We start from the raw sequence: 18,477 nt of genomic DNA on the forward strand, positions 1-18,477 counted from the left end.
AGCAAGAACAAAATAGGGCTGCGCCTCAAATGATCGCGTCAGGTCGGCGCCGCCCCTCACCCTTACCATTCCCGGGGCGACCCGCTTCGTGCGGCTTTCCCTTCTCCCCTTGTGGGAGAAGGTGGCCGCGAAGCGGCCGGATGAGGGGTGTTCCAGCTTGGCACCAACAGCGCCCCGGCCAGCACCTCTCAACCGTCTTGGCGCTGCGCGCCAATCCACCTTCTCCCACAAGGGGAAAAGGAAGAAGAGGCGCCAGCAACACCCCTCAGAACTCGATCCCCTGCTGCGCCTTCACGCCGGCGGAGAAGTGGTGCTTGGTCACGCCCATCTCGGTGACCAGATCGGCCGCCTCGACCAATACCGGTTTGGCGTTGCGGCCGGTGACGACGACATGCAGGCCTTCGCGACGCGCCTTCAGCGCCGCGACCACCTTTTCGAGATCGAGGTAGTCGTAGCGCAGCGCGATGTTCAGCTCGTCGAGCACCACGAGGCTGATCGACGGCTCGGCCATCAGCTCCAGCGCTTTCGCCCAGGCAGCCTCGGCCGCCGCGATGTCGCGCTTCAGGTCCTGTGTCTCCCAGGTAAAGCCTTCGCCCATGGCGTGCCAGACGACACGGTCGCCGAAGGCGGTAAAGGCGTCTTTCTCGCCGGTGTGCCATTTGCCCTTGATGAACTGAACGACGCCGACGCGCTTGCCATAGCCGAGCATCCTGAGTGCCAGCCCAAAGGCGGCCGTGGTCTTGCCCTTGCCCGGTCCGGTGTTGACGATCAGCAGCCCCTTCTCGATCGTCTTGGCCGCGACCTCGGCGTCCTGCACCGCCTTGCGCTTGGCCATCTTGGCGCGGTGGCGTTCCTCGTCCTTGGCATCGATAGTATCAGCCATGTCATTTCACCTTGAGCGGCAGCCCCGCCACCATCAAAAGCACGGTGCCGGCAACGGCCGCGACGTCCTGGTTCAGCCGGCCGGCGGCATCGCGAAACCGTCTTGCCAGCGCATTGTCCGGCACGATGCCCTGGCCGACCTCGTTGGACACCACGAACCACGGCCCACGCGGCCGCGACAGCACATCGGCCAGCCTCCGGCATTCGGCCTCGACATCATGGTCGGCCAGCATATGGTTGGTCAGCCACAGCGTCAGGCAATCGATCAGCACCGGCTGGCCGTCAGGCAGCGCTCCGATCGCGCCGGCAAGGTCGAGCGGCGCATCGATGGTCGTCCAGCCGGCGCCGCGGCGCGAGCGGTGCAGCGCGATGCGCTGGCGCATCTCCTCGTCATAGGCTTGCGCCGTGGCGATATAGCTCCAAGGCGGCGGGCCGACCGTCACCAGGCTCTCGGCATGCGCGCTCTTGGCGGAGCCCCCACCGCCGATGACCAGGGTCAGTGCCCCGGCAGCGCGGTCAGGCAAAGCTGTCGCGCAGGCTGGTCGCCGTGCCCGTGAAGCGTCCGCGCACCACGCCGACGACCGCGCCGAGCACCAGCCAGAACACCAGATTGGTCAGCGTCACCGCCACCACGAACTGGTGGTGCAGGCCTTCCGGGATCGCGGTCTCGAAGCTATCGGGCTGCGGCGCGCCGACAATATGCGGCGCCATGATCAACGCTACGGCAAGGATCGCCAGCGGCAACGATCTGCGGAAGGCGATAAGGCCGAGCCCGGCGGCGGTCGCCACCACTGTTGCCCACCACCAGATCTGGCGTTGGACAAGGTCGGCCGCCGGCATCGCCGGCAATTCCGGCGGCAGGCCGAGGCCCGGCGCCAGCGTGAACACGGCAAAGCCGGCAAGCCCCCAGAACACGCCCTGGCGCCAGTTGCCGATGCCGCCGGCGAATTCCGAAACCGCAACCAGGACCAGCGCGAAGCCGATGCCGGTGACGATATTGGCAACGACGCTGAAGGCGAAGCGTTCGAAACCGTCGGCCGGCGCCCAGCCTTCGCCTTCCGCCGGAGCCATTGCTTCAGCCGGTGCCGGCGCGGCGCTGCTCATAGCCGTCGTGCCCGCGGCGTTTTCGGCCGGTGCCGCAGGTGCCGCGGCATGGTCATGGCCGCCGCCGGCCTGTTCGTAGATTTCCGCCTTCAGGATGAGCGGCACCGTGGCATAGGCTTGCATGCAGGCGAGAGCCACGCCGGCCACAAGCCCTGCGATCGCCGCGATGAACACGACGTTGCGAAACAGTGTCATGATGTCAGCCCCTTGTCAGTGGCAGGGAAAGCCCATCGAATGGCGATAGTCGTGCGCGGCATTGTGGACCGCATCGATATGCGAGAAGCCGACAAAGCCCATGACGAAAATGCCGAGGAATGCAGCAAGCGCCAGCTGCATGAGACGCGACTGCGAGGAGGCGGAAGCGCCGAGCGAAACGGAAGCGGTATTCATGTCTTGTCCTTTCGCCCTCCACCCGAGGGCATAGAAGTCAGTTTCCTGTCGCCGGCAGGTCTCCTGGCTCGCGGATCAGCGCCCTTCCCCACCTTCCCGAAGGCGAACCTTCAGTGGCATATGGAGAGGACTACCGCACACAGTTGCGGGGGCAGCCACGGCATTGGGCAAACAATTTCGCCCGCACCGCATTCCCTCTTGGTTCCAAACGGAACCGACGACATCAGCGACTATAGGCAGAATCGCCGCGCCCGGCAAACCAAATTCCGCCGGATCGTGTGGCGAATGCGCCGCCTCGCCAAGTTCGCAGACCGGCGCCGCGATTGACAATTTTCGCAGCCGGGTGTCGGCTGGCGGATGGGGAGGAAGCCGGCATGCAACCCAGCCCGAACAAGCGATCCCTACAACGGCCTGACGCGGCCCGAGCCGACGCTGCCGTCAAACAGCCTATTGGGACATCGCAGCCTATCAGCGCGATCTCGAGGCGATCTGGTATCGCAACTGGCTGCTCGTCTGCCGCGACGCGAAGCGCTCGCCGATCCGGCCGCCGATATCGACAACATCGTCGCGTTCGGTACCCAGGTGCTGGAGGAGGATGCTGATATCTGCGAGGTCAACCAGATGGGCCTGCGCTCGATGCGCCATAAGACCGGCGTGCTGATGCCCGAGGAATACGACTTGCACCGCTTCCACAACTGGGTGCGCGAGCGCCATGCGGCGCTCGCACATCAAAGCGATTTGGGCAGATAACGCCAGGTGACGAAGCCGCAGGCCACCGCCAGCAGCCCGAGCGTCGCGAAAACCGCGCCCAGGGCGAAGAACGCCAGCACGCCGGCCAAAGGCTTTCCGGCTCTGGCCTAAAGCAGCCCTGATGCCGACCGGCGCCAACGCGACGCAAGGCCCTGCTTCTTTTGACGGTGGCAACCGTGATAGTCGTCTTGCCGGGGCTGAACCAAGACAGCGAAACCATGAGCATCGACACGCCGACCGCAGCCGTTCAGGATCAACCGAAGTCGAAGCGCATCGCCGTTATCGACATTGCACGCGGCATCGCTTTGCTTGCCATGGCGAGCTATCATTTCACCTGGGACCTCGAATTCTTCGGCTACACCGATCCCGGCCTCACCGCCTTCGGCTGGTGGAAAATCTACGCGCGCTGCATCGCCTCGAGCTTCCTGTTCCTGGTCGGCATCAGCCTCTATCTCGCCCATGGCAAAAAAATCCGCTGGACCGGCTTCTGGAAGCGCTTCGCCATGGTTGCCGGGGCAGCGCTCGCAATATCGCTGGTCACCCGCATCGCCACGCCCGACGGCTTCATCTTCTTCGGCATATTGCATGAGATCGCGCTCGCCAGCCTGCTCGGCCTGGCGTTCCTGCGCCTGCCGGCGCTGCTGACGCTTGCCGTGGCGGCCCTCGCTATTGCCGCGCCTTTCTACCTGCGATCCGAGCTTTTCGATCATCCGGCTTTGTGGTGGGTCGGCCTGTCGGCGACCAACCCGCGCTCCAACGACTACGTTCCGCTGCTGCCCTGGTTCGGCGCCGTACTTGCCGGCATCGCGGTTACCAAGCTCGCTGCCACCTCCGGCGCGCTGACGCGGCTGTCGGCATTGGCGCCCGGCCGCTGGGCAAATCCGCTGGTCTTCATCGGCCGGCACAGCCTTGCTTTCTATCTGATCCATCAGCCGGTGCTGATCGGCTCGGTCTGGCTGTTTTCGCAATTCATGCCGGCGCAGGCCGAAACCAGGGAGGTGCGTTTTCTGAAATCCTGCCAGATATCCTGCGAGCAGGCACGCGACACCGAGTTCTGCTCCAGCTATTGTGCCTGCATGCTGGACACTCTCCAGGGCGAAGCCTCGCTTGACCGGCTCTACAGCGACGACCAGTCCCCGGAGTGGAAGGCGCATATTGGCGAGCTCGCCGGCACCTGCACCGCCCAAACCGAGGCGGCGGAACCGGGAACGCGCTAATCGAGGGAGGACAATAATGAGCGACAGTCACCCGAAACCCATGCAGCAAAATCCTGGGCAGCCGAAGCTGGGGCACATCCCATGGCCGCCGCTGATCTATATCGCTGCCATCATCGTCAGCGTCGCGCTAGGGCTGTTCTATCCGCTGCCGTGGATCGGCGATCTTCTCGGCGACATCCTGTTCGCCGCCGGCCTTGTGGGGTTGGTGGCGGTTGCCGCGCTCTGGTTCACGGCAATCCGCACCATGATCCGCGCCAAGACGACGCTCAACCCGAACGGCGTGCCTGACCATCTGGTGACCACCGGACCCTTCGCCGTCAGCCGCAACCCGATCTACCTCGCCAACACGCTGCTGCTGGTCAGCCTCGCCTTTGTCACTGGGATCGCCTGGTTCCTGCCGCTGGCAGTCATCGCGGCGTTCCTGACGCAGAAGCTGACGATCGAGAGCGAGGAGAAGGTGCTGACGGCCAAATTCGGCAAGAAATACCGGGACTACGCCAAAAGGGTGCGGCGCTGGATTTGAGCCGAGGCTGACACCGGCTTAGGTGGTGACGCCGAGCTCCACCAGCCGCTCGACGCAGGATTCCTCGGCCTGGTCGAGCTCTGCCAGGGTCTCTTCGAGGTCGCGGCGTTTCTGGCGAAGATCCTCGCGCTTTTCCTCGATGCGCTTGATCATCAGTTTGAGCTGGCCTACCTCGCCGGGCGGCTCCCTGTACATCTGGATGATCTCGCGGATCTCGTTGATCGAGAAGCCGAGTCTTTTTCCCCGCATGATCTGGCGGATGAGATGCCGGTCCGACGGACGGAACAGCCGCGTGCGGCCGCGTCTTACCGGCTGCACCAGCCCTTCGTCCTCATAGAAGCGCAACGTCCGCGTCGACACGTCGAATTCGCGGGTCAGCTCCGTGATCGAATAATATTCCCGCATCGTCACTCCAATGCCCCGGCCACGCCGCGAGTTCCAACTGGCCGGCGCCGCCGGCGCCCAGGCGCGTACCAGAATCGGCGGACAAGGCACCTTTCAAAGCCTCGCATGGCATTTACGTAAAAGTCAATTGAGGTGACGTTCAGCGCACGCCGAACCACCATGTGGCGAGCCCGAGAAAGGCAAAGAAACCGACGACATCGGTGACCGTGGTGACGAAAACCGCCGAAGCCACAGCCGGATCGATCTTGAAGCGGTCGAGCAGCAGCGGGATAAGGATGCCCGCCAGAGCCGCCACGAACATATTGATGATCATCGCAGCCGCAATGATGCCGCCGAGATTGCGATCGTGGAACCAGGCAGCAGCGACGAGGCCGATCAGGATGGCAAAGATGATGCCGTTGATGAAGCCCACCCCGATTTCGCGGCGGATGATGCGGCCGGCATTGTAGATGTCGAGGTCCCTGGTCGCCAGCGCCCGCACCGTGACCGTCATGGTCTGCGAGCCGGCATTGCCGCCCATGCCGGCGACGATCGGCATCAGCACCGCCAGCGCCACGATATGCTCGATGGTGCGGTCGAACAGGCCGATCACCGAGGCCGCCAGGAAAGCCGTCAAAAGATTGACCAGCAGCCAGGGCACGCGCGAGCGCGAGGTCGAAAAGATGCTGTCCGAGAGTTCTTCGTCGCCGACGCCGCCCATGCGCAGCAGATCTTCCTCGGCCTCCTGCTGGATGACGTCGACGACGTCGTCGATGGTCAGCACGCCGACCAGCCGCTCGTTCTCGTCGACGACGGCGGCGGACAGAAGATCGTATTGTTCGAATTCGCGTGCCGCCTCCTCCTGGTCCATGGTGGCCGGGATGGCATGCCTGGTCTCATGCATGACCTCTTCGACCTTGACCGAGCGCTTGGTACGCAGGATCTGGTCGAGGTCGATGGCGCCGAGCAGCTTGAAGCTCGGATCGATGACGAATATCTGGCTGAAACGGTCGGGAAGATTGTTGTCCTCGCGCATGTAGTCGATGGTCTGGCCGATCGTCCAGAACGGCGGCACCGCGACGAACTCGGTCTGCATGCGGCGGCCGGCGGTCTCTTCGGGATAGTCAAGCGAACGCCGCAGCCTGATCCGCTCGGTGAACGGCAGCTGCGACAGGATCTCGTCCTGGTCCTCCTGGTCGAGGTCTTCGAGAATGTAGACCGCGTCATCGGAATCGAGATCCTGCACCGCCTGGGCGATCTGCGCATTGGGCAGACTGTCGACGATGTCGCGGCGGATCGCCTCGTCAACCTCGGTCAGCGCGGAAAAATCGAAATCCTTGCCCAGCAATTCGACCAGCGTGCGTCGCTGTTCCGGGTGCAGGGCCTCGAGCAGGTGGCCGAGTTCCGACTGGTGCAGATCGTCGACTTCGCGCTTCAGCGTCAGCGTATCGCGATCGGCGATCGCGGCACCGATCTGGGCGAGGAACGATGACAGGATGACGCCGTCCTCGTCATAGATGTCGGCGCGGCGCTCCTCAGCCGCCCTGGCGCCGGTCATCTGTTCGTCCTGGCCTTCCACCAGCGCCTCCCGCCATCGGATTTCCGGATAAGGTGCCTGTCAGGTCTAGACCATGATCCTGACAATCGGAATCGATTTTGCGAAAGGACCATGCACAACGACAAATTGCTACAGCGCCGTTCGCGCGTCCAAACGACGCGGCGCATACCGGATGGTAGGAGGAGAGGACGTTCTACAAACCTGCGGCGCTGCAAACCTTCGCGGCGGCAGGTAAAGGGCAGCGTATCTCCCCGCCCCGGTCAACCAGATGGGCAGATCGACACTGATTCAAAAACGGCGAGGCCGACGGTGCGACGGCCTCGCTGGATATTGGACTTAACGGCTTCCCGATCAGGTGGCGTGGCGCTTGGCCTCAGCCGCATAGCGCTCCAGGAGACCGCTCCAGCCACCCTCCGATTCGAAGGCCTCGCGCATCGCCTCTGCGGTTTCGCCCATGTTCTCCAGAAGCCTGTGCTCGAGTTCCACGCGCGTCGCGTTCTCGCCGAGCGCGACAAAGCGGATCTCGACTTCGGTCAGCAATGCCGGATCGTAGCGCCAGCCGGCTCCAATGCGCCAGGCGAGCGTCAGCCTGGACGGCGGATCCCAGGCGAGAACCTCGCCCCAATCGCATTGTGACCCATCCTCGCCGATCTCGTACCAGCGGCCGCCGGCTTTCGGTTCGATCACCGCGGTCGTCAGGGCGGATTTGCCGATCGAGTGCGAAGCCGGCCACCAGCGCCCGAATCCTGTGGTGAACACATCGAATGCCTTGTCGAGCGGCACCTCCACGGTCACCGACTTCCTGACCGGCGCGGGCTTGATCATGGTCGTCATTTCCTCTTCTCCTTGCTGTTGTCGACTTCCCGTTTGAAGGCGTCGAGCGCATCGCCCCACATGCGGTCGAGCCAGGCGCGCATCTCGCCAAGCCCATGCGGGTCGAGATGATAGATGTTGCTGGCACCTTTCGGCTCTGCGCGGACCAGCCGGGCTTGCTTCAAAACCTTGAGGTGCTGCGATACCGCCGGCTGCGAGACCGGAAGCACTCGCGTCAGATCGATGACCGAGCGTGGCCGATCGGCGATGAGCTCGAACACCTTGCGGCGCGTCGGATCGGCCAAGGCCACCATTCCTGCATAATCATAAATCATGACTTATGATAAGCTAAAACTTATGATAAGTCAACCGAGGGCGTGGCGGGCCCGTGTTCAAGCAACCGGCCGGCTCGGCCCCGAGGCTCCGGGGCAATTCCTTCACGCGGGGGCATGGACAGCGATGCGGATGCAAGACTGCTCAGGGAATCGATCCACCGCATGCGGGCCGGCCGGCAAATGTCGACCACCGGCGAAAAGTAAACCTGGCAGCAAGGTTTTTACCTTACCGGTGTATGTGTCTCTCCGGCGAAACGTTAAGAACAGGTAAATTGGTTTGGCCCTAACCACGGAAGCCTCTCGCTACAGGCCCTCCGCCATATGGCAATTGCGCCTCTCCTTGTTCATGGCGACATACGTTTTAGGCGCATCTGCATTATATCCAGAAATATTCTATACGTCCGCCTTAATCTATTCTCACAAGTTTCTTGTTGGCATTCCGGTGTTGTTTATCGGCGGCGTCTGCTGTGCCGCGCTAATCCATGGCCGGCGGCAACCGGTTCGCTACGCACTGGATTTGGTTCAAGGGCGCTGGCGCGGTTGTCTGCTGGTGCTGCTGTTCTTCTTTGCCAGCTTGACCGCGTTCTCTACCTACAAGATCGCCATCCCGTCCGTCGTCCCATACTATGCCGACAACTGGTTGGCCGACGCTGATGAATGGCTGCACGGGATGCCGCCATGGGAGATCGTCCATAAGCTCGACAGCAACAATTGGTCGTTCGTCGTCTTCAACAGCTATGAAGTCATTTGGTTTTACCAGTGGTTCGGCGCCATCCTTTTCGTGTCGCTCTGGTCGGACGAGATTGCCCGCATCCGCTATCTCTGCGCAGCAGCGCTGACGTTGTCCGTCCTCGGAACGGTCTTGGCCGTGGCGCTGGCATCGGTCGGACCGGTTTACTACCACCACTTTGTCGGCGTGGATCGCTTCCACGGATTGAATGTGGCCTTGGACAGGCTGGACCATAGTTACATGGTGCGGGAACCCGCGGCATATCTCCTGATGGCTTACCAAAGCGGCCGGCCAAGTCTTGGCGGCGGCATCTCGGCCATGCCAAGCATGCATGTCGCCTTTGCCGCATTGAACGCCTATTTGCTGTCATCGATCAATCGCTGGCTTGGCGTTCTGGGTTGGACCTTTGCAGCCCTGATCCTGTACGGATCGGTGTTCACCGGCTGGCACTATGCCGTGGACGGCTACGCATCGATCGTTGTTGTATCGGTGATCTGGTGGGCGACCGGACGCCTGGTGCGCGAATAGTTATGTGCGCTTGTCGATAGATGGCCATGCCTACCGATGGCCACTTCGCATAAGCCAAACTCGCGACCGCAATCAGGCAAAAAGCACGTGCCCCGACATGGACGCTCCCTGCCGTGCTCGAATTTCAACGGGCAAGAGATTCCGCTTTCGAATTTAATGGTGCGGTCGAGATGCAGCGCCGCAACGCCTCCCGCGTTGATTTTTAAAGCATTTTTCTACGATTCCGTGGCGATTTGTATTGAGGATGGGTCGGCAGCGGCAAAGCATGTAGTTCCAGCCAGCCACCATCGGCAGGCAGCTGGCAGCCTTGCCATCACATCCTCCTCTGACGAACACCTAGTACGGTCAACCCTTAGCTGCCGCGCCGCGCCGCTCGAGCGCGGTCTTGCGGATGGTTTCTGCGATCTCCGGGCTGCTGCTGCACAGCATCTGGAAATCCGCCGAGTGTAGCGACAGGAGTGAGACCACCGTTGTGGCGCTGACGGTCGCCGAGCGCGGTTCGCCGGTGATCAGCGCCATCTCGCCGAAGAAGGCGCCAGGGCCCAGATCCACCGGGTTCGGCGTCGCGACGCTGACGCGCCCCTCCACGACGAAGAACATCTGGTCACCGGTCTCGCCATTGCGGCAGATCACAGCGCCCGCCGGCACGATGCGAGGTCGTAATGCGCGCACGATCTCGACTAGTGTGGCCGGGCCGAGCTTCTGAAACAACGGCACGGCGGCGACCAATTGCCAATTGCGGACGAAATCCTCGCGACGGACTTCTTGATAAAAGCCGGTGGCAAGAATGCCAGCCCAGAGCGCGAAGATGCCGATGCCACTCATCATGACCGCCCCGGCAAGGACGCGGCCGGCGAAGCTTTCCGGAATAGCGTCGCCATAGCCGGTGGTGGACAGCGTGACCACCGCCCACCACATTGCCTGGGGGATGCTGCCGAACTGTTGCGGTTGGACGTCGCGCTCGATGACATAGGCTGCGAGCGCAAAACCGAAAAGAACGATGCCGAAGACCGTGGCGACGCCGATCAGGTTGCGCGCTTCGTTGGTCAGGATTCTGCCCAGCAGCGGGAAGAAAGTTGAATCGCGCAGCGGTTTCAGCAGCCAGACAGCACAGTAGAGGCTCCGGTCGGGCGTGCCGACGAGCAGAAATGCGGCGAGTGGAACCAAAACCGCGAGCACATCAATGGCGATTGCCGGCGTCCTGTCCCGAACGTCTCCCGCCCGGCGCTTGAGCAGTTTCTCGGCCAATTCCAGGAGATAGACGCCCCAAATGACCGCGAGCACGGCAGCCAAAGCCAGTCTGCTTCGTCCGGACAGGTCCGGTGTCGTGAGCGTAGCCACCGCCACAAGCCCAGTCGCGGCCAGCACCGCGTTGAGCGGCGCGTAAATTCTTAAGAAAGGCAGCACCGACATTCTATGCCCACGAGCGGATACTACCCGCCAGAATAGGATGCCTTCAAGGCAAGCGCAAAGGTGCTTATTTTCGCTGCGATCGTCGCTGGACCATAGGCCATGAACCATCCGATCAGCGTCGAGATCGAGCTGCCCCTCGAGCCACACCCAGCGCCGGCTCGTTCTCGGTTGGACCTTTGCAGCCATGATCCTGTACGGATTGGTGTTCACTGGCTGGCACTATGCCGTGTACGGCTACGCACCGATCGTTGTTGTGTCGGTGATCTGGTGGGCGACCGGACGCCTGGTGCGCGAATAGTTTGCACGCCAACCGCATAGATGGCTCCGCGCGCCGATTGCTTCCACTGGGCCACATTCGTGATCGCAACCAGGCAAAAAGCCTCGCGCCCTGACAAGGACGCTCCCCGCCGTGCCCGAATTCAACGGGTTGGAGGTTCCGCTTTCGAATGTAATGGTGCGGTCGAGAAGCATCGCCGCACCGGTTCTCGTGTTGATTTAAAAACGTTTTTCTGACATTTCCGTTCCGGATTGTATCACAGTTTGTATCTCAATCTGTATCGCTCAATGCGGAGCCGATATTTAAGCTCGTAATGGCTCAATCTCGAAGCTTGGAGCATCGCCCGTCCGCTAACCGGCGCTAACGGAGAGGATGCCTGGGGCGCCGGTCTAGACGAAACGAGCCCCGCGCCCCTGGTCCTCCGCAGTTTCTTTCGGAACTTGCGCGTGAGCGTCAGCGACCTTCGTAAGGGCAATGTCTGCGCTGCCATGGCTGATCAATCAAAACAGCGGCTGATGGCGCCCGCAGATCGGCTTAGGGCGTCCTGGTTGTTCAGAGACAATCTCTCATACGCTCACCTCTCTTAAAAATTTCCCTGTGGATATTCCAACCATGACGACGCGGTGTCGTATTCGTTTGATGACGATTGAGTAGAACTAAGCAACTTGGGCTCGGGGGAATCATGAACAAGTTGCTTGTTGGCGCGGCATTGCTTGCCGCCGGTGTCTTCGGCGCAGATACATCTTTCGTTTCTTATATTAGCAGCTCCGCAGGGATGGCGGCTTTTGCGCAGGAGGCGCAAGGGACGTCGCCGGATGCTGGCCCGAGTAGCGGCTTCGGCAATGGCGGGGCGGCATTTGGCTCGGGCAGCGACGCTTCCACGACCGGCTCTTCGTCGGACCAAACACCTGCAGCAGGTACGGGAAACGGTGCTGCGGCGGGCGAGAGCCCGGACGCGGCAGCCAAGGTCGACGGCAAGCCGGCCGACAGCGAGACCACCGATGCCAAGACCGGCACGGCGGCGAAGACGACCGACACAGAAGCCGCACCCGAGGAGCCTGCCGCGGCGACGCTGGCGACGACCACGACCACCGAGAGCGATCCCGAGGCGATCGGCACGCCGAAGGTGGATTTGCCGAAGAACTCGGGCAACGGCAATCTGGGCTATGCCATCGGCATCGATGTCCCGGATTTCCATGGCATCGAGCCGTCGATCGCACTCAACTACAATTCCTCGCGGAAGACCAAGATCGGCGGCCTCTACCAGGGCTGGCTGGGCTATGCCTGGGGTCTCGACGGTTTTGACGTCATCGAGCGGGCAAGCCCAGGCTACGGCATGCCGGCCTTCGATGCTGGCGACATCTATCTGCTCGACGGCCAGGCGATGGTCGACTGCGTGGCCGGCATGGTGTCGCCGTCGTGTTCGACCGGCGGCACGCATGCGACGGAGAATGAATCCTATCGCCGCATTGCGCTGAACGGCACCACCAATGAATGGAAAGTGACAGATCGCGACGGCACCGTCTCCACCTTCCGCTCGGTCGCTGCGGTGGCGAATCTAAGCCTTTCCCCAACCATCCCAGGCAAGGATGGCGCTACAGTTGCCAATCCAGCCTATGACCTGGCCTACAATTACCGCTGGCTGCTGACCTCGGTCACTGCCACCAATGGCAACAGCGTCGCCTACAGCTACACCTGTCCGGTGAGCCCGGTCTGCTACCCCGACACGATCAGCTACAACGGCACGGTGGTAAAATTCTATCTGGAGACACGGCCCGACCTGATCCTGATGGGCAATGGCCGTGACATCTCCGAGACCAGCCAGCGCATCAAGGCGATCGGCGTCAGTGTCTCTGGAGCGCTGCGCAGCGCCTATAAGCTGACCTATGACCAGGCGCCGTTCTCCAACGCCTCGCGTCTGACTGCCGTCACCCGCTTCGGCACCGACGCAGTGATCGCCGCCGACGGCACCATCAGCGGAGACACCGCAAAGCTGCTCGGCCAGATGACCTACCAGAACACCGATGGCGTCTATACGACGGTGGATGCCTCCCTCCTCACAGGCTTGCTGCTCATTGAGGGAGCACCAAACGAGGTCGGCGATTTGGACTTTGACGGTCGTGACGAAATCTTTGGCGACAGAGCCTCGCAAAATGAATCTCCAACCGGTCAAAAAACTGCCAGTAGAACAAAGTACAGATACAAATTCGATTCGAATGGCGCACTCATCGATACAGTCTCAGCGAGCCTTAACTCCGCCTATGACGCCAGGTATTCTTCCAAGCCCGGTCGGTTCTTTCCAGACAAAAGCACGATGGACTTTGCGGACGCGGTGGCGACAACTTCGAATGACGGCCAGACGGGGACACGAGGCGCGTTTGTCATCACAAACGCCCAGCTGGCGCTGACCAACGCCAATTGTAAGCCACCGCTCCTTGGTGGTGGCGTCGTGGTGCCGGCCAGCTATGAAGCCTTGTGTGACGCGCTCTCGACCGGCTCATTTGTTGTCGCCGACGCTGACGCTGACGGTATCGATACCGTGAACCCCTCAAGCCTCTGGGGCGATATCGGGATTGGCGATTTCCTCGGCAATGGGCACCAGCAGCCGCTATTAGCGCAGACGCTCTTGGGCGGCGGAGATGTAAAGAAGGGCGTGCTGTCGAACGGTACTTGGGAGCCGGTCCAGCCCTCGTTTTCCTTCGGCTGCTCGGGGCAGGCTTTTGGCGGCTCAGGCAGCTGCGCGCTGGCCGATGTCAATGGCGACGGCGCGACAGACATTTTCCGCTACAGGGGCAGTGACGACAGCGCCAAGCTCTGGCTGTCCACGGGGGTCGGCTTCAAGGAATACAAGGGTTCGTCAATATCGGGGACGTCCGCCATTCTTCGCGACTTCGACAATGATGGCCGCATGGACGTCATCACCATCGGCGGCACAGTAACGGCGCGGCGGGCCGACACGATCCGGGTCTTCTCACTGCGTCCGTCTTCGACAGCGACAACCCCGGTGGAATTCACACTTCCGGCCAAGATGAATGCCGGCGTTGCCATAGGCGACTTCAACGGCGACGGGCTGCCGGACTTTACCGACTACACCGACCACATGTTCATCTCGGCCCCCGGCGCCGGCAATCCGAACCTTTTGCGGTCGGTGGTGACGGAGCTCGGCGGAACCGTCGCGGTGGAGTATGCGCCGTCGTCGACCTGGGCGAACACCTATCTGCCGCAGGTGGTGCATGCGGTGACAAAGCTTTCGGTCGGCGACGGCCGCGGCCAGACGGCGGTGAGCACCTACGCCTATGCTGGCGGCAAATACGATCCGGCGGCGCGCAAGTTTTTGGGCTTTGCCTCGATCATCGAGACAAAACCGCTGGCCAATGGCGAGACGGCGGCCTCCAAGGTCGAGACCACCTACCGGCAGGACCTGGCAAGCTACGGCCTGCCGTCGCTGACGCTCTGGAAGGATGGCGCAGGCACCGTCCACAAGCAGGTGGCCGAAACCTATGCGGTCAACACCGCGACCAAGCCATACACCGTGCAGAACACGGCGACCGACACGACGCTGACCGAGAATCTTGCGCGCACCTTGAAGGTCGAGCGGGCGTTCGATGCCTATAACAACATCACCAGCATCAAGGACTATGGCCGCACCGACGTCAGCGGCGACGAGACCTGGACGGTGGCGAGCTTTGCGCCGAACACGAGTGCCTACATCGTTTCGCTGGCGAGCAGTCAGGCGGTGCGCGCCGGGCTGGACACCAGCTTCCCCTATATCGGCTATGACGAGACCTATTATGACGGCAACGCCGGCGCCAACGCCACGCCGCCGGTCAAGGGCAATGTCACCCGCAAGCGCAGCTTCTCCGATTACTATGGCTCGCCGCAAAAGGAGGTGAACCAGACTTTTGCCTATGACACCTACGGCAACAAGGTCTCGGCCGCCAATGGCCTCGGCCACAAGACCGAATGGGATTATGATGCGACCTATCACCTCTATCCCATAACGCAGCGCAGCCCTCGCTATTTTGCCACCGGCGGCCAGAGCGCCGACACCCGCTTCGTCTCGAGCGCCACCTACAATCCAGTCTGCGGCCAGCCGGCGACGAAGACCGACTTCAACGGCCTGATCAAGACCTTCACCTACGATCCGTTCTGCCGGCCCTACCAGGTCTCGCAAAGCGTCACCGGCGCCTATGCCAAGACGCGCTTCGAGAACGAGGGCAATCCGGCGACACAGGCGTTGGCCAAGCTGACGCCGCTGCCCAATGGGGCGGGCGAGGATTTTGTCCGCTCCTATTATGACGGGCTCGGCCGGGTCTATCGGGTGGAGACGCCCGGCGAGACGGCGGCCGGCGCCAAGCGCATTGCCGATACCGAGTATGATCTGCGCAGCAATGTCTTGCGCACCGCCTTCCCAAGGTTCGTCGGCGAGACCGCGCAGTGGACGACGAACTCCTATGACTGGGCCGATCGGCTGGTAAAGACGGTTTTTGCCGATGCCAGCCAGACGATTTTTGCCCATAGCCTCGACAGCGGCACCGGCACCAATCCGCGGCTTTACGCGGTGACCCAGACCGATCAGATCAATGCGACGACCACACGCCAGTCGAAGAGCGTGTCCTCGACGCGCGGCGATGTCGCGCAAATCGTGCGCGATCTCGGCGGGCTCGCTCTGACCGAGGGCCGCAGCTACGATGTCCTTGGCCGGCTGATCGGGGTCAGCGATCCCGGCGGCTCGAACTGGTCCTACAGCTATGACATGGTCGGCAATCGGCTTTCCGCGACGGATCCCGATCTCGGCGCATGGTCGTACATCTATGACGCCGCCAACCGGCTGACCAGCCAGACCGATGCGCGTGCCACCGCCACCAGCCTGGCCTATGACCAGATGGACCGGCTGACCCTGAAGACGGCAACGGCGTCCGGCGGCAGCGCGGTGACGCTGACGCAAAACACCTACGACCAGGCGGCGGCCGGCTATTACAACATCGGCCAGCTCACCACCTCCACCAACCCTGCGGCGACTCAAGTCGCCAAATATGACGGCTTTGGCAAACTCGCGCGCCAGGACGTCACCATCGGCACGCTGACCCACACCACGACCAGCGTGCGCGATGCCTCCGGCCAGACGCTGCGCACCCAGTACCTGCCAGTGCAGCTCGACTTCGGCACGCTGGCCGCCCCGCTGCAATATACGGCCGGCAACAAGCTGCTCTCGGCTTCAGGCTTCATCACCTCGACGATCTACGAGGCAGACGGCCAGACGAAAGAGATCACCTATGCGAATGGGGTAAAGACGTCCTTCATTTATTCGCCGACCCGGCGCTGGGTCACCCGTGTCACCACGGCCAGGGGCGCCACGGTCCTGCTCGACGACCAGTATGCCCGCGATCTCATCGGCCGCATCACCGGCACGACCGGGCTCACCGCTTCCGACAGCTGGACCTATGGCTACGACAAGGCCGACCGGCTGACTTCGAGCGACAATCCCGGCAACAACACGCTCGACGAGACGTTCGTCTATGCCGCCAACGACAATCTGACCTCGCGCACCCGCGTTGCCGGCACTTATATCTATCCCGCGGCGAGTGCTGCTCGTCCGCACGCTCCAACCGCAGTCGGCGCCAAGACGCTCGCCTATGACGCCAATGGCAACATGACCGCCGACGGCACCAGGACGCTCGCCTGGGACGAGGCCAACCGCCTGAAGACCGTCACCCAGGCCGCCAACACCGTGTCGCTGTTCTACGGACCCGACGGCGCGCGCGCCAAAAAAAGCTCGTCCTTCGCCACCACGCTCTATCCCGACGCCTCCGTCGAGATCGATCCGGCGACACCGGGAGCCGAAATCTACACCCGCTATCCCCATCCCGACGTCAAGGTGACCGGCGCGACAAAGGCCTTCCTGCACCGCGATCACCTGGCCTCCGTGCGCATGGTCACCGATGCCTCAGGCGCCATCGTCGAGCAGACCAACTATGCCAGCTACGGCGAACGCCTCAACACCGGCTTCCAGACGCAGAAGAGCTATATCGGCGAGCGCTTCGATCCCGAGACCGGACTGCTCTACCTCAATGCCAGGTACATGGATCCGCTGCTCGGCAGGTTCATCTCGCCAGATGACTGGGATCCAACCAAGGAAGGCGTCGGCACAAATCGATACGCTTATGCCCAGAACGATCCCGTCAATAAGGCCGATAACAATGGGCATTCGCTGCGTGCAGATCCCACCCCAACGCTAGGGGCCGATTCCAGTAGAGCAGCGAGCAAAAGCGCTACAGACAGCTCTCAGACGGCGAAAGAGACGGTCAATGGCTTGCCTAGCCCGCTGAGCAATAAAAAAAATTGTACCGCCGGCTGCATTCGAACGGCCGAAGATACTACTTTTCGCGCGCCAAGTCCGCTCGACCTATTCACGCTTGGGGCGCCGCATATAGTACCGGGCACTCCGGAGAGAGCGAAATACGAAAAGAACTTTAAGGACGCAACGGATTGGCTCAAAGGCTTGATATCACATAACAGTGATGAAGCTGACGAAGACGAAGACGAATATAAAGACCCGGATTACCAAAATATTCCTTGGGGAATAACTACGTCGCCGTCAGGGAAATTGGACCACCCAAAGGACGGCGATCTTCCAAGCATTCCTGACAACGCGACACTTGATGAGCTGGAGCAGATAAGCAGAATTACACAAAATAGTTTAAATAAACGCGAGGCAGAGCAAAAAATGAATAGCGGCATCGATCTCGATAGCGATATAAAGCATCAAGATATTATAAACAAGGAATATAATTACTTGAAGGACGTTAACGGAAGTATAAGAAGGTACCGATAGATGGCTGATGATCCTGAGCAGATAGTCCAGAAGATCCTGCATGGAGATCGTTCTGAGGAGCTTGCGAGTAAATTGCTCGGCCATTTAAATAGAGGATTTCGCCCAGATGTCGTTCGAGATCTGATAAGGTCACGCAATGGCTACGCAAACAGCGTTGGTGTCTTTGTACTTGAGGAGATGCGGACGAAGCCGGCGTCGCTTCGGGATGTTGCATTGGAGCTTAACGACAGTCCTATCCCACGACGCAGAAGTGTTTTTTTAAGTTTTGCGATGTCTATGTCTTCAGCAGATTCTGAGGTAATTGCGAAAATCCGAGATCGCCTGGACGATTTGAATTTGCATGTGAGATGCGTTGCTATAGAATGGATTATCTTGGCGCCAACACGAGATACGTTATCTCTGTGTAGAATTTGCATCGAAGGATTCGACGGCTCCATTCAGGAAGCAATCGATAAACTAGCGTCTGCCGATCAGAATAACCGAATTCTTCGGGCTTTGCGAATTGGGCTTCTTATAAAGGTCCGTCACCCCCACAAAGAGGTCTTCTCTGAGATTTTGCGCGAAGATAGTTTTACGATTGAGTATTTTGCGTACAAGAAGAATCACCGTCGGCCCGTGACGTTTGATCCGACTCGTGACCTATCGAAAAACCAGCCCAACTAATGAAATTGTGCCGGGGCATTGTCGGCTTGCGCGTACAAAGGGCGGTGCCTATGCCATTTGGTGGGCGATCGGCTT

Annotated in this window: 15 protein-coding genes and 1 riboswitch; of the genes, 6 read left to right on the plus strand and 9 right to left on the minus strand. The window is 61.2% G+C overall.

What is annotated here, in order from left to right; genetic code table 11:
• Positions 1-265: 265 nt before the first annotated feature.
• The 4 genes from cobO to NKH67_RS04200 are packed head-to-tail and all read right to left on the minus strand — an operon-like array spanning position 266 to position 2,376.
• Positions 266-883, minus strand: coding sequence for a cob(I)yrinic acid a,c-diamide adenosyltransferase (gene cobO, locus NKH67_RS04185; RefSeq protein WP_352470254.1), 618 nt, complete (start codon positions 881-883; stop codon positions 266-268).
• A 1-nt stretch (position 884) separates the two neighbouring features.
• Entirely contained in the window at positions 885-1,406 is a 522-nt protein-coding gene (cobU, locus tag NKH67_RS04190) for a bifunctional adenosylcobinamide kinase/adenosylcobinamide-phosphate guanylyltransferase (protein ID WP_353030318.1), read from the minus strand.
• Positions 1,399-2,181, minus strand: coding sequence for a CbtA family protein (locus NKH67_RS04195; RefSeq protein ID WP_352470252.1), 783 nt, complete (start codon positions 2,179-2,181; stop codon positions 1,399-1,401). The genes cobU and NKH67_RS04195 overlap by 8 nt, the downstream gene beginning before the upstream one ends.
• Before the next feature lie 15 nt (positions 2,182-2,196).
• Entirely contained in the window at positions 2,197-2,376 is a 180-nt protein-coding gene (locus NKH67_RS04200; RefSeq protein ID WP_023676561.1) for a CbtB domain-containing protein, read from the minus strand.
• Between the two features lie 36 nt (positions 2,377-2,412).
• Positions 2,413-2,610: riboswitch (cobalamin riboswitch) on the minus strand.
• 123 nt (positions 2,611-2,733) lie between these two features.
• Between NKH67_RS04200 and NKH67_RS04205 the strand changes: the two genes are divergently transcribed.
• The 3 genes from NKH67_RS04205 to NKH67_RS04215 all read left to right on the plus strand — a co-directional run bounded on the left by NKH67_RS04205 (position 2,734) and on the right by NKH67_RS04215 (position 4,866).
• The gene (locus NKH67_RS04205) at positions 2,734-3,126 is read left to right on the plus strand and encodes an SRPBCC family protein (RefSeq protein ID WP_352470251.1); all 393 of its coding nucleotides are present in this window, start codon (positions 2,734-2,736) and stop codon (positions 3,124-3,126) included.
• 218 nt (positions 3,127-3,344) lie between these two features.
• Positions 3,345-4,343 carry a heparan-alpha-glucosaminide N-acetyltransferase gene (locus NKH67_RS04210; protein WP_352470250.1) on the plus strand — a complete coding sequence of 333 codons (999 nt, stop codon included), beginning with the start codon at positions 3,345-3,347 and terminating at the stop codon, positions 4,341-4,343.
• A 16-nt stretch (positions 4,344-4,359) separates the two neighbouring features.
• Positions 4,360-4,866 (plus strand): methyltransferase family protein, encoded by a 507-nt coding sequence (locus NKH67_RS04215; protein ID WP_352470249.1) that lies wholly within the window; start codon positions 4,360-4,362, stop codon positions 4,864-4,866.
• Between the two features lie 18 nt (positions 4,867-4,884).
• On the opposite strand, the gene NKH67_RS04220 is transcribed toward NKH67_RS04215, so the two are convergent.
• From NKH67_RS04220 to NKH67_RS04235, 4 genes are all read right to left on the minus strand, one after another.
• Positions 4,885-5,271: a MerR family transcriptional regulator gene (locus NKH67_RS04220; RefSeq protein ID WP_023676566.1), complete on the minus strand. Its 387-nt coding sequence runs from the start codon at positions 5,269-5,271 to the stop codon at positions 4,885-4,887.
• Between the two features lie 139 nt (positions 5,272-5,410).
• Positions 5,411-6,808: a magnesium transporter gene (mgtE, locus tag NKH67_RS04225; protein WP_502893722.1), complete on the minus strand. Its 1,398-nt coding sequence runs from the start codon at positions 6,806-6,808 to the stop codon at positions 5,411-5,413.
• Between the two features lie 351 nt (positions 6,809-7,159).
• The gene (locus NKH67_RS04230; RefSeq protein WP_352470247.1) at positions 7,160-7,642 is read right to left on the minus strand and encodes an SRPBCC family protein; all 483 of its coding nucleotides are present in this window, start codon (positions 7,640-7,642) and stop codon (positions 7,160-7,162) included.
• A complete protein-coding gene (locus NKH67_RS04235; RefSeq protein ID WP_352470246.1) occupies positions 7,639-7,956 on the minus strand; it encodes an ArsR/SmtB family transcription factor in 318 nt (105 codons plus the stop codon). Before NKH67_RS04235 ends, NKH67_RS04230 begins: the two co-directional genes overlap by 4 nt.
• A gap of 442 nt (positions 7,957-8,398) precedes the next feature.
• On the opposite strand from NKH67_RS04235, the gene NKH67_RS04240 reads away from it, so the two are divergent.
• Positions 8,399-9,214, plus strand: coding sequence for a phosphatase PAP2 family protein (locus NKH67_RS04240; protein ID WP_353030322.1), 816 nt, complete (start codon positions 8,399-8,401; stop codon positions 9,212-9,214).
• Between the two features lie 345 nt (positions 9,215-9,559).
• Here NKH67_RS04240 and NKH67_RS04245 read toward each other — a convergent pair whose 3' ends face one another.
• Positions 9,560-10,627 (minus strand): cyclic nucleotide-gated potassium channel, encoded by a 1,068-nt coding sequence (locus NKH67_RS04245; protein ID WP_352470245.1) that lies wholly within the window; start codon positions 10,625-10,627, stop codon positions 9,560-9,562.
• A 959-nt stretch (positions 10,628-11,586) separates the two neighbouring features.
• Between NKH67_RS04245 and NKH67_RS04250 the strand changes: the two genes are divergently transcribed.
• Together NKH67_RS04250 and NKH67_RS04255 are read left to right on the plus strand one after the other, a co-directional pair.
• Positions 11,587-17,739, plus strand: coding sequence for an RHS repeat-associated core domain-containing protein (locus NKH67_RS04250; RefSeq protein ID WP_352500976.1), 6,153 nt, complete (start codon positions 11,587-11,589; stop codon positions 17,737-17,739).
• Entirely contained in the window at positions 17,740-18,402 is a 663-nt protein-coding gene (locus tag NKH67_RS04255) for a hypothetical protein (protein ID WP_352500977.1), read from the plus strand.
• Positions 18,403-18,477: the final 75 nt, after the last annotated feature.

This window comes from Mesorhizobium sp. M0968 (genome assembly GCF_040319065.1).
Classification (GTDB): Bacteria; Pseudomonadota; Alphaproteobacteria; order Rhizobiales; family Rhizobiaceae; genus Mesorhizobium.